Source organism: Pseudomonas sp. Yb2C2 (assembly GCF_052112325.1).
Lineage (GTDB): Bacteria > Pseudomonadota > Gammaproteobacteria > Pseudomonadales > Pseudomonadaceae > Aquipseudomonas > Aquipseudomonas marginalis.
This window is the reverse complement of sequence record NZ_JAVAJK010000003.1, coordinates 151,772-165,673: the sequence shown is the minus strand read 5'-3', so window position 1 is coordinate 165,673 and position 13,902 is coordinate 151,772. Positions and strand designations below refer to the sequence as shown.

12 protein-coding genes are annotated in these 13,902 nt (G+C 61.5%); all 12 read right to left on the bottom strand.

The genetic code is table 11. The features are described 5' to 3' along the window. Positions 1-47: 47 nt before the first annotated feature. The 12 genes from nuoL to aceA all read right to left on the bottom strand — a co-directional run bounded on the left by nuoL (position 48) and on the right by aceA (position 13,862). Positions 48-1,901, bottom strand: a complete 1,854-nt coding sequence (gene nuoL / locus Q8X51_RS05070; protein WP_407694110.1) for an NADH-quinone oxidoreductase subunit L — start codon at positions 1,899-1,901, stop codon at positions 48-50. Next, positions 1,898-2,206 carry an NADH-quinone oxidoreductase subunit NuoK gene (gene nuoK / locus Q8X51_RS05065; protein ID WP_003174727.1) on the bottom strand — a complete coding sequence of 103 codons (309 nt, stop codon included), beginning with the start codon at positions 2,204-2,206 and terminating at the stop codon, positions 1,898-1,900. The genes nuoL and nuoK overlap by 4 nt, the downstream gene beginning before the upstream one ends. 2 nt (positions 2,207-2,208) lie before the next feature. After that, entirely contained in the window at positions 2,209-2,712 is a 504-nt protein-coding gene (gene nuoJ / locus Q8X51_RS05060; protein ID WP_003174726.1) for an NADH-quinone oxidoreductase subunit J, read from the bottom strand. A 9-nt stretch (positions 2,713-2,721) separates the two neighbouring features. Then, positions 2,722-3,270: an NADH-quinone oxidoreductase subunit NuoI gene (nuoI, locus tag Q8X51_RS05055; protein WP_003174725.1), complete on the bottom strand. Its 549-nt coding sequence runs from the start codon at positions 3,268-3,270 to the stop codon at positions 2,722-2,724. 11 nt (positions 3,271-3,281) lie between these two features. Continuing rightward, the gene (gene nuoH, locus Q8X51_RS05050) at positions 3,282-4,289 is read right to left on the bottom strand and encodes an NADH-quinone oxidoreductase subunit NuoH (protein WP_017137518.1); all 1,008 of its coding nucleotides are present in this window, start codon (positions 4,287-4,289) and stop codon (positions 3,282-3,284) included. Beyond that, positions 4,286-7,000, bottom strand: coding sequence for an NADH-quinone oxidoreductase subunit NuoG (gene nuoG, locus Q8X51_RS05045; RefSeq protein WP_407694109.1), 2,715 nt, complete (start codon positions 6,998-7,000; stop codon positions 4,286-4,288). Before nuoG ends, nuoH begins: the two co-directional genes overlap by 4 nt. Positions 7,001-7,135: 135 nt before the next feature. Next, positions 7,136-8,491, bottom strand: coding sequence for an NADH-quinone oxidoreductase subunit NuoF (nuoF, locus tag Q8X51_RS05040; RefSeq protein WP_027606325.1), 1,356 nt, complete (start codon positions 8,489-8,491; stop codon positions 7,136-7,138). Continuing rightward, positions 8,488-8,985: an NADH-quinone oxidoreductase subunit NuoE gene (gene nuoE / locus Q8X51_RS05035; RefSeq protein WP_003232080.1), complete on the bottom strand. Its 498-nt coding sequence runs from the start codon at positions 8,983-8,985 to the stop codon at positions 8,488-8,490. Before nuoE ends, nuoF begins: the two co-directional genes overlap by 4 nt. A 2-nt stretch (positions 8,986-8,987) precedes the next feature. After that, positions 8,988-10,772: an NADH-quinone oxidoreductase subunit C/D gene (gene nuoC / locus Q8X51_RS05030; RefSeq protein ID WP_407694108.1), complete on the bottom strand. Its 1,785-nt coding sequence runs from the start codon at positions 10,770-10,772 to the stop codon at positions 8,988-8,990. A 72-nt stretch (positions 10,773-10,844) separates the two neighbouring features. Beyond that, on the bottom strand, positions 10,845-11,519 hold the full coding sequence (locus Q8X51_RS05025) for a NuoB/complex I 20 kDa subunit family protein (protein ID WP_003174719.1): 675 nt from the start codon (positions 11,517-11,519) through the stop codon (positions 10,845-10,847). 10 nt (positions 11,520-11,529) lie between these two features. Then, positions 11,530-11,943 (bottom strand): NADH-quinone oxidoreductase subunit A, encoded by a 414-nt coding sequence (locus tag Q8X51_RS05020; RefSeq protein WP_003219575.1) that lies wholly within the window; start codon positions 11,941-11,943, stop codon positions 11,530-11,532. A gap of 593 nt (positions 11,944-12,536) precedes the next feature. Then, positions 12,537-13,862, bottom strand: coding sequence for an isocitrate lyase (aceA, locus tag Q8X51_RS05015; RefSeq protein ID WP_003219577.1), 1,326 nt, complete (start codon positions 13,860-13,862; stop codon positions 12,537-12,539). Positions 13,863-13,902: the final 40 nt, after the last annotated feature.

The window sequence follows — 13,902 nt, the reverse complement described above, 5'->3', positions numbered from 1 at the left end:
CGTTTCCTTTCGCAAGTTCGCAAAGTACGCAGTGCACTTAAACATAGTCAGGCCGCTACCACGACGATGGCGCCGATCACCAGCACGGCACCAGCAGCCATGGAAGCCGCATACCAACGCAACTGGCCGGTCTCGGTACGGCTCAGGGCGGTGTGACCGCCTTTGGCCGCGCGCGGGATCAAACCGATGGTCTGGTCGAGCGGGTCTTTACGCAGTACATGACTGATGGCCAGGTAGGGCTTGACGAACAGTTTGTCGTAGAGCCAGTCGAAGCCCCAGGCGGCGAACCACCAGGCCGAGAGGAAACGGCCGATGCCACTGTTGGCCACGGCGGTCACGAAGCGACGCTTGCCGAGGAACAGCAGGGCCGCCAGCAGGATGCCGGCGATGGCAATGGCGCCCGAGGCGATTTCCAGACTGTGCTTGGCGGCGCCGCCGGCATGGCCGGCGCTTTCCGGCAGTACACCGGCCAGTGGCGGGGTGATCAGCGCGCCGATGAAGGTCGACAGGATGATCAGCACCGACAGTGGCAGCCAGTGGGAGATGCCATGGCCTGCGTGGGCTTCGGTCTTGGCTTCACCGTGGAAGGTGATGAAGATCAGGCGGAAGGTGTACAGCGAGGTCATGAACGCACCCACCAGGCCTGCGTACAGCAGGTTCTGGTTACCGCTGGCAAAGGCTTCCCAGAGGATTTCGTCCTTGGAGTAGAAACCGGCGGTCACCAGCGGCAGGGCGGCCAGGGCGGCACCACCGACGATGAAGCTGGCGTAGGCCAGTGGCAGTTTCTTCCACAGGCCGCCCATCTTGAAGATGTTCTGCTCGTGGTGGCAGGCCACGATCACCGCACCGGAGGCCAGGAACAGCAGGGCCTTGAAGAAGGCGTGGGTCATCAGGTGGAAGATCGCCGCGTCCCAGGCGCCGACGCCCAGGGCCAGGAACATGTAGCCAATCTGGCTCATGGTCGAGTAGGCGAGGATCCGCTTGATGTCGGTCTGCACCAGCGCGGCGAAGCCGGCCAGTACCAGGGTCACGCCGCCGACGATGCCCACCAGGTGCAGGATGTCCGGCGCCAGGGTGAACAGGCCGTGGGTACGGGCGATCAGGTAGACACCGGCGGTAACCATGGTTGCGGCGTGGATCAGTGCCGACACCGGGGTAGGACCGGCCATGGCATCCGCCAGCCAGGTCTGCAGCGGCAGTTGCGCGGATTTACCCACGGCGCCGCCCAGCAGCATCAGGGTCGCCAGGGTGATCCAGAAGTCGCCGACCTGGAATTTCTGCGGTGCCAGCACCAGCAGTTCCTGGATGTTCAGCGTGCCCACCTGTTGGAACAGGATGAACAGGCCGATGGCCATGAACACGTCGCCGATACGGGTGACGATAAACGCCTTGAGTGCCGCGTTACCGTTGTTGCGGTTGCTGTAGTAGAAACCGATCAACAGGTACGAGCACAGGCCCACGCCCTCCCAGCCGAAGTACAGGAACAACAGGTTATCGCCGAGCACCAGGAACAGCATGCTGGCGATAAACAGGTTGGTGTACGAGAAGAAGCGCGAGTAGCCCGCTTCACCGCGCATGTACCAGGACGCGAACAGGTGGATCAGGAAGCCCACGCCCACCACCACGCCAAGCATGGTGATCGACAGGCCATCGACGTAGAGGGCGAAGTTGGGCTTGAAGCCTTCCACCGACATCCACTGCCACAGCACCAGAGTGTAGTGGCCGCCTTCCGGCGGTGCCACGTTGAATTGCCAGATGACGTAGGCGGCAACGATGGCCGACAGGCCAATGGAGCCCACACCGATCAGGGCCGAAAGGTTTTCCGACCAGCGTCCGCGAGAGAACGACAGCAGCAGGAAACCGATCAGGGGAAATACGAAAGTCAGAAAGATCATGTTCATCCGCGCATCTCACTGGCAGCGTCGATATCAAGCGTGTGGAAGCGACGATACAGTTGCAGCAGGATCGCCAGGCCGATACTGGCCTCGGCGGCTGCCAGGCTGATCACCAGGATGAACATGACTTGTCCATCCGGCTGGCCCCAACGTGCACCTGCAACGATGAACGCCAGTGCCGCAGCGTTCATCATGATTTCCAGGCTCATCAACACGAACAGAATGTTACGGCGAACCATCAGGCCGACCAGGCCAAGGCAGAACAGGATGCCGGCGACCGCCAGACCATGCTCCAAAGGGATAGCAGGCATCGTCATTGCTCCTTGGCTTCGTTGCGGCCCAAGTGGAAGGCAGTGATGGCTGCGGCGAGCAGCAGCATCGACGCCAGTTCGACCACCAGCAGGTACGGGCCGAACAGGCTGATGCCCACGGCTTTCGCGTCCACGGTGGTATGGCCGATGGCCTGGCCGCTCTGGTGAGCGAACAGCACATACAGCAGTTCACCCAGCAGCAGCGCTGCGAGGACAACCGGGCCGAGCCAGATGCCGGGCTTGAGCCAGACGCGTTCCTGGGCGACCGAGGCCGGCCCGAGGTTGAGCATCATCACCACAAACACGAACAGCACCATGATGGCGCCGGCGTAGGCGATCACTTCCAGCACACCGGCGAACGGTGCGCCGAGGCTGAAGAAGGTCATGGCCACGGCGATCAGCGAAATGATCAGGTAGAGCAGGGCGTGCACGGGGTTGGTGTTGGTGATCACGCGAAGCGTGGACACAACCGCGATACCCGATGCGAAATAGAAAGCGAATTCCATCTTTCTTCCTTAAGGCAGCAAGCTCTTCACGTTGATCGGCTCGGCTTCGTTTTGTGCGGCGCCTTTCGGCTTACCGGCAACGGCCATACCTGCAACACGATAGAAGTTGTAATCAGGGTTTTTACCGGGACCAGAGATCAGCAGATCTTCTTTCTCGTACACCAGGTCCTGACGTTTGAACTCGGCCATCTCGAAATCCGGTGTGAGCTGGATCGCGGTGGTCGGGCAAGCTTCCTCGCAGAGGCCGCAGAAAATGCAGCGCGAGAAGTTGATGCGGAAGAAGTCCGGGTACCAGCGACCGTCTTCGGTTTCAGCTTTCTGCAGGGAGATGCAACCCACCGGGCACGCCACGGCGCACAGGTTGCAGGCCACGCAACGCTCTTCGCCATCGGGGTCGCGGGTCAGCACGATGCGGCCGCGATAGCGCGGCGGCAGGTACACCGCTTCTTCCGGGTATTGCAGGGTGTCGCGTTTACGGAAGCCGTGACCGAACACCATCACCAGGCTTCGCAACTGGGTACCGGTACCCTTAACGATGTCGCCAATATATTTGAACATGGGTCAAATCCTCACTGAACCGCGCCCGCTGGCGTGTTCAACAACACAACGGCAGCAGTCACCAGCAAATTGATCAGGGTCAGCGGCAGGCAGAAACGCCAGCTGAAATCCATCACCTGGTCATATCGTGGACGCGGAATGGAAGCGCGCAGCAGGATAAACAGCATGATGAAGAACGCGGTCTTCAGGAAGAACCAGAAGAACGCCAGCTGCGGCAGGATGCCGAACGGACCGTGCCAGCCGCCGAAGAACAGCGTGACCAGCAGGGCCGAGATCAAGATGATGCCGATGTATTCACCGACGAAGAACATGCCCCATTTCATGCCGGCGTATTCAATGTGGTAACCGTCAGCCAGTTCCTGTTCCGCTTCCGGCTGGTCGAACGGGTGACGGTGAGTCACGGCCACGCCGGCGATGAAGAAGGTACAGAAGCCGAAGAACTGCGGAATGATGAACCACAGGTTCTGCGCCTGGTACTCGACGATGTCGCGCATGTTGAACGAGCCGACCTGCACCACGATGCCCATCAGCGCGAGGCCCATGAACACTTCGTAGGACACGGTCTGGGCCGAGGCCCGCAGGCTGCCCAGCAGGGCGAACTTGTTGTTGCTCGACCAGCCGGCGAACAGCACCGCGTAGACCGACAGGCCGGCCATGGCGAAGAAGAACAGCAAGCCGATGTTCAGGTCCGCCACGCCCCAGGTCGGGGTGATCGGGATGATCGCGAAGGCGATCAGCAAGGCGCTCATGGCCACGACCGGTGCCAGGGTGAAAATCACCTTGTCGGCAAACGGCGGGGTCCAGTCTTCCTTGAAGAACATCTTCAGCATGTCGGCGGCGATCTGGAACATACCGAACGGGCCAACGCGGTTCGGACCGTAACGGTCCTGCCACCAGCCCAGCAGGCGACGTTCGACGAAGCTGAGCAGGGCGCCCGCGACGACCACGGCCAACAGGATCACGATGGCCTTGACGACCGAGATGATCACGTCGATCACTTCAGGGGTGAACCAGGTCATTGCGCTGCCTCCTGCAGACCGTCAACGGTTTTGCCGAAGATCGCCGGCGGGATGCCGGCAAGGCCTTTAGGCAGGGCAACCAGGCCGGCACCCAGCTCTTCGTTGATACGCAGCGGCAGACGCAGGGTCTGGCCGGCCACGGTCACGCTGAGCAAGGCTCCGTCGTTGACGCCCAGGCGGTCGGCTTCGGACTTGGCCACGGACACGTAGGCCTCGGGAATGCGCTCTTGTACCGGCGCGGCCTTGGAAGAGGTCTCTTCGCTGCCGAACAGGTGGAAGAACGGCACGACCTGCCAGGTGCCCTGGGCCGGGTTGAACGGACGCGGGACCGCAGCGAACCAGTTCAGCGCGTCGCCCTGGGTTTCGATCAGGCGGGTGCCCGGGTCGCCGGCGCGGAGGTGACCACCGACTTCGTCCTGGAACTTGTTCCAGGCCTGTGGCGAGTTCCAGCCCGGCGACCAGGCAAACGGCACCTGCTGACGCGGCTCGACCGAACCCGAGTAACCTTCCATGGAGAAGGCGAACGCGGTGTCGTTGTCTTGCGGGGTACGCGGCTCGTGCACGCTGATGTCGGCGCGCATGGCGGTACGACCGGAGTAACGCAGCGGCTCACGGGCGAGCTTCATGCCCTTGATGCGGAACGCGGCGGACGGTGCGGCGTCGACGATACGCGCCAGCTGCGGCGCGCTCGCGGCGGCTGCGGCGGTGACGTGGTCGAGCTGGGTCCAGTCGATCGGCTGGTTCAGCAGGGTCGCGCGCAGGGCATGCAGCCAGCGCCAGCCTTCGTGAACCAGGATGCTGGCGTCCATGTACTTCGGATCGAACACCTGGAAGAAGCGCTGGGCACGGCCTTCCTGGCTGACCAGGGTGCCGTCGCCTTCGGCGAAGGTAGCGGCTGGCAGTACCAGGTCGGCGCGCTCGCTGGTGGCGGTCTTCTGGTGGTCGGCGACGATCAGGACCTTGGCGGCGTTCAGCGCAGCGTCAACCTTGACGGCGTCGGTGCGGGTGTACAGGTCGTTTTCCAACACCACGATCGCATCGGCAGTGCCGTCGATCACGGTTTGCAGGGCGGCGTCCAGGGACTCGCCACCGAGCATGGCCAGGCCGAGGCTGTTGGCTTCCGGCACCACCAGGCTGATGGAGCCGTTCTTGTCGCGCAGCTTCAAGGCCTTGGCGATGTTGGCGGCGGCTTCGATCAAGGCCTTGGAACCCAGCGAGGTACCGGCAATGATCAATGGACGCTTGGCTGCCAGCAAGGCATCGGCAATGCGTTGGGCCAGTTCGGCGGCTTCAGTGTCCAGGCCTTCGACTGCCGGCGCGCTGGCGTCGAGGGCGTGGGCCACGGCGAAACCGATGCGGGCCAGGTCGTCCGGTGCAGCGTGGACGCATTCTTCGGCGATGTCGTCGAGCTTGGTTTCCGCCAGGCTGGCGATAAACAGCGGGTTCAGCGCGTGCTGGCCGATGTTTTTCACCGCAGCGTCGAGCCAAGGCTGGACGCGCATGGCGTCGGCCATGTCTTCGGCCTTGCCTTTGACCGATTGACGCAGGGACAGCGCGATACGCGCGGCGGTCTGGGTCAGGTCTTCACCGAGCACGAAGATGGCATCGTGGTCTTCGATGTCACGCATGTTCGGCACCGGCAGCGGGCTGTCGTTCAGCACCTGCAGGACCAGGCGGATGCGCTCCAGCTCACCGGCTTCGATACCGGAGTAGAAGTGCTCGGCACCCACCAGCTCGCGCAACGCGTAGTTGCTTTCGAGGCTGGCGCGGGGCGAGCCGATACCGACGATGTTACGGCCGCGCAGCAGGTCGGCGGCTTTGTCCAGCGCCGCGTCCAGGCTCAGCTTGGCGCCATCGGCCAGCAGTGGCTGGCGTGGACGGTCTTCGCGGTTGACGTAGCCATAGCCGAAACGACCACGGTCGCACAGGAAGTACTGGTTTACCGAACCGTTGAAGCGGTTTTCGATGCGACGCAGTTCGCCGTAGCGTTCGCCCGGGGAGATGTTGCAACCGCTCGAGCAGCCGTGGCAGATGCTCGGCGAGAACTGCATGTCCCACTTGCGGTTGTAGCGCTCGGAGTGGGTCTTGTCGGTGAACACACCGGTCGGGCAGACCTCGGTGAGGTTGCCGGAGAACTCGCTTTCGAGCACGCCGTCTTCAACGCGACCGAAGTACACGTTGTCGTGGGCGCCGAATACGCCGAGGTCGGTGCCGCCGGCGTAGTCTTTATAGAAGCGTACGCAGCGGTAGCAGGCGATGCAGCGGTTCATCTCGTGGGAAATGAACGGGCCCAGTTGCTGGTTCTGGTGGGTACGCTTGGTGAAGCGATAACGGCGCTCGTTGTGGCCGGTCATCACCGTCATGTCTTGCAGGTGGCAGTGACCGCCTTCCTCACAGACCGGGCAGTCGTGGGGGTGGTTGGTCATCAGCCATTCGACAACGCTGGCGCGGAACGCCTTGGATTCTTCATCGTCGATGGAGATCCAGGTGTTGTCGGTGGCTGGGGTCATGCAGGACATGACGATACGACCACGGGTGTCGTTTTCGTCGGTGTACTGCTTGACCGCACACTGGCGACAGGCACCGACGCTACCAAGCGCGGGGTGCCAGCAGAAATACGGGATATCGAGGCCGAGTGACAGACACGCCTGTAACAGGTTGTCCGCCCCATCGACTTCGAGCGCTTTGCCGTCTACGTGGATAGTGGCCATGGTTCAAAGTTCTTCGTTGGCCCGTTGTCAGCGGGCGTGGCTAATGGAATCTTGTTATTCATGTGCATCTACACAGCCTTCACGGCGTCAGCACATGAGCAGGCGAAGGGCACGGACCCTTTGCCTGTTTAAGCGTTACGCGCCGACTACGATCGGCCTTGCCAGAGGCGGGACGGCGGCGCTGGTGGGCGCGATGCCGGCTTCGAACTCCGAGCGGAAGTATTTGATTGCGCTGCCCAATGGCTCCACGGCGCCCGGTGCGTGAGCACAGAAGGTCTTGCCTGGGCCGAGGAAACCGACCAGGCCCAGCAGGGTTTCGATATCACCCTCGCGGCCTTCGCCATTTTCCAGGGCCATCAGCAGCTTGACGCTCCACGGCAAACCGTCGCGGCAGGGGGTGCAGAAGCCGCAGGATTCGCGGGCAAAGAACTGCTCCATGTTGCGCAGCAGCGAGACCATGTTCACGGTGTTGTCCACCGCCATCGCCAGGCCGGTACCCATCCGGGTGCCCACCTTGCCGATGCCGCCGGCATACATCTGTGCGTCGAGGTGCTCGGGCAACAGGAAGCCGGTGCCGGCGCCGCCTGGCTGCCAGGCCTTGAGGGTGTAGCCGTCGCGCATGCCGCCGGCGTAGTCCTCGAACAGCTCGCGTGCGGTCACGCCGAACGGCAGTTCCCACAGGCCAGGGTTCTTGACCTTGCCGGAGAAGCCCATGAGCTTGGTGCCCATGTCTTCACTGCCTTCACGGGCCAACGATTTGTACCAGTCCACGCCGTCGGCGATGATCGCCGGCACGTTGCACAGGGTCTCGACGTTGTTCACGCAGGTCGGCTTGCCCCACACGCCCACGGCGGCAGGGAAGGGCGGCTTGGAGCGCGGGTTGGCGCGGCGGCCTTCGAGGGAGTTGATCAGTGCGGTTTCTTCACCGCAGATGTAACGCCCGGCGCCGGTGTGCACGAACAGTTCGAAGTCAAAACCCGAACCGAGGATGTTCTTGCCCAGCAGGCCTGCGGCCTTGGCTTCTGCCACGGCACGGTTGAGGTGCTTGGCGGCGGTGGTGTATTCGCCGCGCAGGAAGATGTAGCCACGGTAGGTTTTCAGCGCGCGGGCGCTGATCAGCATGCCTTCGATCAGCAGATGGGGCAGTTGCTCCATCAGCATGCGGTCTTTCCAGGTGTTGGGTTCCATTTCATCCGCGTTGCACAGCAGGTAGCGGATGTTGATGGATTCGTCTTTGGGCATCAGGCCCCACTTAACACCGGTGGGGAAGCCTGCACCGCCGCGACCCTTGAGGCCGGCGTCCTTCACGGTCTGGACGATGTCGTCCTGGGCCATGTCGGCGAAGGCCTTGCGCGCAGCGGCGTAGCCGTTCTTGGCCTGGTACTCGTCGAGCCATACCGGCTCGCCGTCGTCACGCAGGCGCCAGGTCAGCGGGTGGGTTTCGGCCGAACGCTTGATCAGGTTGGCCGGGCCGAAGGAAGTCAGGGTCATGGGTAGCCCTCGAGCAATTGGGTCACGCCAGCAGGCTGCACGTCACCGAATGTGTCGTCGTCAATCATCAACGCCGGCGCCTTGTCGCAGTTGCCCAGGCAGCACACCGGCAGCAGCGTGAAGCGGCCGTCCGCAGTGGTCTGGCCGAGGCCGATGCCCAGCTTGGCCTGGATCTCGCTGACCACTGATTCGTGGCCACCGATGTAGCAGACCATGCTGTCGCACACACGAATGATGTGGCGGCCGACCGGCTGGCGGAAGATCTGGCTGTAGAACGTCGCCACGCCTTCAACGTCGCTGGCGGGGATGCCGAGGATCTCGCCGATGGCGTAGAGGGCGCCGTCCGGCACCCAGCCACGTTCCTTCTGGACGATCTTCAAGGCCTCGATCGACGCCGCGCGCGGGTCTTCGTAGTGATGCAGCTCGTGCTCGATGGCCGAGCGCTCGGTTTCACTCAAGGTGAAACGGTCTGTCTGGATAAGCGTGCTGTTCATGCTTAGCGGTCCACGTCGGCCATAACGAAATCGATACTACCCAGGTACGCAATCAAGTCCGCGACCATCTCGCCTTTGATCACCGAAGGGATCTGCTGCAAGTGGGCGAAGCTTGGGGTACGAATCCGGGTGCGGTAGCTCATGGTGCCGCCATCGCTCGTCAGGTAATAACTGTTGATACCCTTGGTCGCTTCGATCATCTGGAAGGATTCGTTGGCCGGCATTACCGGGCCCCACGAAACCTGCAGGAAGTGCGTGATCAGGGTTTCGATGTGCTGCAGCGTGCGCTCTTTCGGCGGCGGCGTGGTCAGCGGGTGATCCGCCTTGTACGGGCCGGCCGGCATGTTGCGCATGCACTGCTCGATGATCTTCAGGCTCTGGCGCATTTCTTCGACACGCACGATGCAACGGTCGTAGGCATCGCCATTGGCGGCCAGCGGTACTTCGAACTCGAAGTTTTCGTAGCCCGAGTACGGACGCGCCTTGCGCAGGTCGAAATCGCAACCGGTGGAACGCAGGCCGGCACCGGTGACGCCCCATTCCAGGGCCTCTTTGGTGTTGTACTGGGCGACGCCGATGGTACGGCCCTTGAGGATGCTGTTATCCAACGCAGCCTTCTGGTACTCGTCCAGGCGCTTGGGCATCCAGTCGATGAATTCCTTGACCAGGCGTTCCCAGCCATTCGGCAGGTCGTGGGCGACGCCGCCGATACGGTACCAGGCCGGGTGCAGGCGGAAACCGGTGATGGCTTCGATGACCTTGTAGGCGCGCTGACGGTCGGTGAAGGTGAAGAACACCGGGGTCATGGCGCCGACGTCCTGGATATAGGTACCCAGGAACAGCAGGTGGCTGGTGATCCGGAAGAACTCGGCCATCATGATGCGGATGGTGTCGACGCGGTCCGGGACCTTGATGCCGGCCAGCTTCTCGACCGAGAGCACGTACGGCAGGTTGTTCATCACGCCGCCGAGGTAGTCGATACGGTCGGTGTACGGGATGAAGCTGTGCCACGACTGACGCTCGGCCATCTTCTCGGCACCACGGTGGTGGTAGCCGATGTCCGGCACGCAGTCGACGATTTCTTCGCCGTCCAGTTGCAGGATGATGCGGAAGGCACCGTGGGCCGAAGGGTGGTTCGGGCCCAGGTTGAGGAACATGTAGTCCTCGTTGGTGCCGGAGCGCTTCATGCCCCAGTCTTCCGGACGGAAGCGCGCGGCCTCTTCTTCAAGCTGCTGCTTGGCGAGGTTGAGGCTGAACGGGTCGAATTCGGTGGCGCGGGCAGGGAAGTCCTTGCGCAGCGGGTGACCTTCCCACGTTGGCGGCATCATGATGCGCGTCAGGTGCGGGTGGCCCGGGAAGTCGATACCGAACATGTCCCAGACTTCGCGCTCGTACCAGCTGGCGTTCGGCCAGATACCGGTCACGGTCGGCACGCTCAGGTCGCTCTCGGACAGTGCGACCTTGATCATCACGTCGCTGTTACGTTCCAGCGACAGCAGGTGATAGAACACGGTGAAATCGGCGCCGCTCGGCAGGCCCTGGCGCTTGGTGCGCAGGCGTTCGTCCACGCCATGCAGGTCATAGAGCATGACGTACGGCTTGGGCAGGTTGCGCAGGAAGGTCAGGACTTCGACGAGCCTGGCGCGCGCCACCCACAGCACCGGCATGCCGGTGCGTGTGGCCTGGGCGGTGAAGGCGTCAGGGCCAAAACGGTTATTGAGTTCGACGACCACATCCTGGTCGTCTGCCTTATAAGGCGGGATGCGTAGAGCACTGCCTGTAGTCATGGTTTTTTATCGCTTTCGGTCAACGTAAAGAATGAAGCCAGGTTTTCGTTCTATAAAAGAAGCGGTGCTGGATCAGACTTCGTCTGGGCTGCGCAGGTTGGTGACTGCGATTCGCTGTTCGCGGCGCTGTTCCTTTTGCGACGGCATCTCGGCGCGGTACACGCCTTGATCGCCGACGACCCAGGAAAGCGGGCGACGCTCCTTGCCAATCGATTCCTGCAACAGCATCAAGCCTTGCAGGAATGCTTCGGGGCGGGGCGGGCAGCCAGGCACGTAGACGTCCACGGGCAGGAACTTGTCCACCCCCTGAACCACGGAGTAGATGTCGTACATGCCACCGGAGTTGGCGCACGAACCCATGGAGATAACCCACTTTGGCTCGAGCATTTGCTCGTAGAGACGCTGAATGATCGGCGCCATCTTGATAAAGCAGGTACCGGCGATAACCATGAAATCCGCCTGGCGCGGTGATGCCCGGATAACTTCGGCGCCAAAGCGCGCGATGTCGTGGGGCGCCGTGAAGGCGGTGGTCATTTCCACGTAGCAGCACGAAAGACCGAAGTTGTACGGCCACAGGGAGTTCTTACGTCCCCAGTTGACCGCGCCACTCAGCACGTCTTCGAGTTTGCCCATGTAGATGTTCTTGTGGACTTGGTCTTCTAACGGATCGGAAACGGTTTCCCGTTCGCCGATGGGGTACTGCTCGTTAGGAGCATCCGGGTCGATCCTGGTGAGATTGTATTGCATCGCCAAAGCCTCATTGTTTCAGCTTCGCTTGCCGCTTACGACGAGCTTCCGGAGCCCAGTCAAGGGCGCCCACTCGAAATAGGTAGACAAGGCCTGCCAACAGAATTGCTATGAAAACGAGGGCTTCGACGAATCCGGTCCAGCCGCTTTCGCGGACGGACACAGACCAGGCAAAGAGAAAGAGGGCTTCGATGTCGAAGATCACGAAGAGCATCGCGACCAGATAGAATTTGGCTGAGAGCCGCAAGCGGGCGCCACCTGTAGGCAGCATGCCGGATTCGAACGGTTCATTCTTGCTGCGGCCCCAGGCTTTTGACCCGAGGAGGCTGGACACACCGAGCATGAAGGCGCAAAGGCCGACAACACCGAGGAGGAAAATGGCAAAGCCCCAGTTGTGGGCCATGAGTCCTGTCGCTTCGGTCATGCTGGAAATCCTTAACAGAGAGCAAAGGTCTCTGAGCTCGAAAAAGTAACGATGCAGTGACGATATGTCGCACTGCAATCAATCGCGGTGATTTTATGGCTAAACACCGGGCAAGTAAAATTCCTAGGGCGAAATTATTCGATGGAATAAGCACATAGTGCACCTTCTTGGGGCTGTAGCCCTTGCGGGGCGGGCATTAGCGGGCATTTGATCAAATGTGTTTTGTTTAACCTGTAACGAAGTTTTTATGTTCTAAATGATAATGAATATTGTTTGCGTGGGGTTTAAGCGATTGTTTCTCATACAGCGGAGTAAGTTGCCGTTACTTGCCTGATTAGCGCGAGTTGTTGGAGCGGATCTTTTAACCGATTTATCTGCGGCAAATACCGCTCTGGATCAAGGTTTTGCACAAAATCTTCAGGCTGCAAGCGTTCCTCATGTGGGAGGGAGTTGCCTCCTCCCACATTTGGCTTTGGTGAACCAGCGTGATGTGTACCGGCAAAAAAACGCCCCGAACCAGTCGGGGCGTGATTGTCGTGCGGCACTGCGGTTAGCTCTTTAACGGGTCCGCCGTGGCCGTGTACTCACATCGATCAGTGGAACTGCTCTTCTTCGGTCGAACCGGTCAGCGCGGTCACGGACGAGGTGCCGCCCTGGATCACGGTGGTCATGTCGTCGAAGTAGCCGGTGCCGACTTCCTGCTGGTGGGCCACGAAGGTGTAGCCCTTGGCGGCGTCAGCGAATTCCTGCTCCTGCAGCTTCACGTAGGCAGTCATGTCGTTGCGGGCGTAGTCGTGCGCCAGGTTGAACATGCTGTGCCACATGTTGTGAATGCCGGCCAGGGTGATGAACTGATGCTTGTAGCCCATGGCGGACAGTTCGCGCTGGAACTTGGCGATGGTCGCGTCGTCCAGGTTCTTTTTCCAGTTGAAGGAAGGCGAGCAGTTGTAGGACAGCAGCTGGTCCGGGTATTCCTTCTTGATTGCTTCGGCAAAGCGACGCGCTTCGTCCAGGTCCGGCTTGGCGGTTTCGCACCAGATCAGGTCGGCGTACGGCGCGTAGGCCAGGCCGCGGGCGATGGCCTGGTCGAGACCGGCGCGCACTTTGTAGAAACCTTCCTGGGTGCGTTCGCCGGTTACGAACGGCTGGTCGTACGGGTCGCAGTCCGAGGTCAGCAGGTCCGCGGCGTTGGCGTCGGTACGGGCCAGGATGATGGTTGGCGTGCCGGCAACGTCAGCCGCCAGACGGGCAGCAGTCAGCTTCTGTACAGCTTCCTGGGTCGGTACCAGTACCTTGCCGCCCATGTGGCCGCATTTCTTCACCGAAGCCAGTTGGTCTTCGAAGTGCACGCCGGCCGCGCCAGCCTCGATCATGCTCTTCATCAGCTCGTAGGCGTTCAGTACGCCGCCGAAACCGGCTTCGGCGTCGGCCACGATGGGCGCGAAGTAGTCGATGTAGCCTTCGTCGCCCGGGCCTTTACCGGCTTTCCACTGGATCTGGTCGGCACGACGGAACGAGTTGTTGATGCGCTTGACCACGGTCGGCACGGAGTCCACCGGGTACAGCGATTGGTCGGGGTACATGGATTCAGCGGAGTTGTTGTCCGCTGCCACTTGCCAGCCGGACAGGTAGATCGCCTGGATACCGGCTTTCACCTGTTGGACTGCCTGGCCGCCAGTGAGGGCGCCCATGCAGTTGACGAAATCTTTCTCGGGGCGGAAGGACGGCTTGGCACCTTGGGTGACCAGCTTCCACAGCTTCTCGGCGCCGAGTTTTGCAAAGGTGTGCTCAGGTTGAACCGAGCCACGCAGGCGGACGACGTCAGCAGCGGAATAAGCGCGGGTTACGCCTTTCCAGCGTGGGTTTTCAGCCCAGTCTTTCTCGAGGGCTGCAATTTGCTGTTCGCGTGTCAGTGCCATGGGGGAAAACCTCGTCGCATAGGTCTAGGTGGAAAATTCC

What these genes read in the sequence shown, in the direction of transcription:
- nuoL (WP_407694110.1), bottom strand. Translation starts at nt 1,901, where the DNA reads ATGAACATGATCTTTCTGACTTTCGTATTTCCCCTGATCGGTTTCCTG.
- nuoK (WP_003174727.1), bottom strand. Translation starts at nt 2,206, where the DNA reads ATGCCTGCTATCCCTTTGGAGCATGGTCTGGCGGTCGCCGGCATCCTG.
- nuoJ (WP_003174726.1), bottom strand. Translation starts at nt 2,712, where the DNA reads ATGGAATTCGCTTTCTATTTCGCATCGGGTATCGCGGTTGTGTCCACG.
- nuoI (WP_003174725.1), bottom strand. Translation starts at nt 3,270, where the DNA reads ATGTTCAAATATATTGGCGACATCGTTAAGGGTACCGGTACCCAGTTG.
- nuoH (WP_017137518.1), bottom strand. Translation starts at nt 4,289, where the DNA reads ATGACCTGGTTCACCCCTGAAGTGATCGACGTGATCATCTCGGTCGTC.
- nuoG (WP_407694109.1), bottom strand. Translation starts at nt 7,000, where the DNA reads ATGGCCACTATCCACGTAGACGGCAAAGCGCTCGAAGTCGATGGGGCG.
- nuoF (WP_027606325.1), bottom strand. Translation starts at nt 8,491, where the DNA reads ATGACCCTGACTTCCTTCGGCCCGGCCAACCTGATCAAGCGTTCGGCC.
- nuoE (WP_003232080.1), bottom strand. Translation starts at nt 8,985, where the DNA reads ATGAACAGCACGCTTATCCAGACAGACCGTTTCACCTTGAGTGAAACC.
- nuoC (WP_407694108.1), bottom strand. Translation starts at nt 10,772, where the DNA reads ATGACTACAGGCAGTGCTCTACGCATCCCGCCTTATAAGGCAGACGAC.
- Q8X51_RS05025 (WP_003174719.1), bottom strand. Translation starts at nt 11,519, where the DNA reads ATGCAATACAATCTCACCAGGATCGACCCGGATGCTCCTAACGAGCAG.
- Q8X51_RS05020 (WP_003219575.1), bottom strand. Translation starts at nt 11,943, where the DNA reads ATGACCGAAGCGACAGGACTCATGGCCCACAACTGGGGCTTTGCCATT.
- aceA (WP_003219577.1), bottom strand. Translation starts at nt 13,862, where the DNA reads ATGGCACTGACACGCGAACAGCAAATTGCAGCCCTCGAGAAAGACTGG.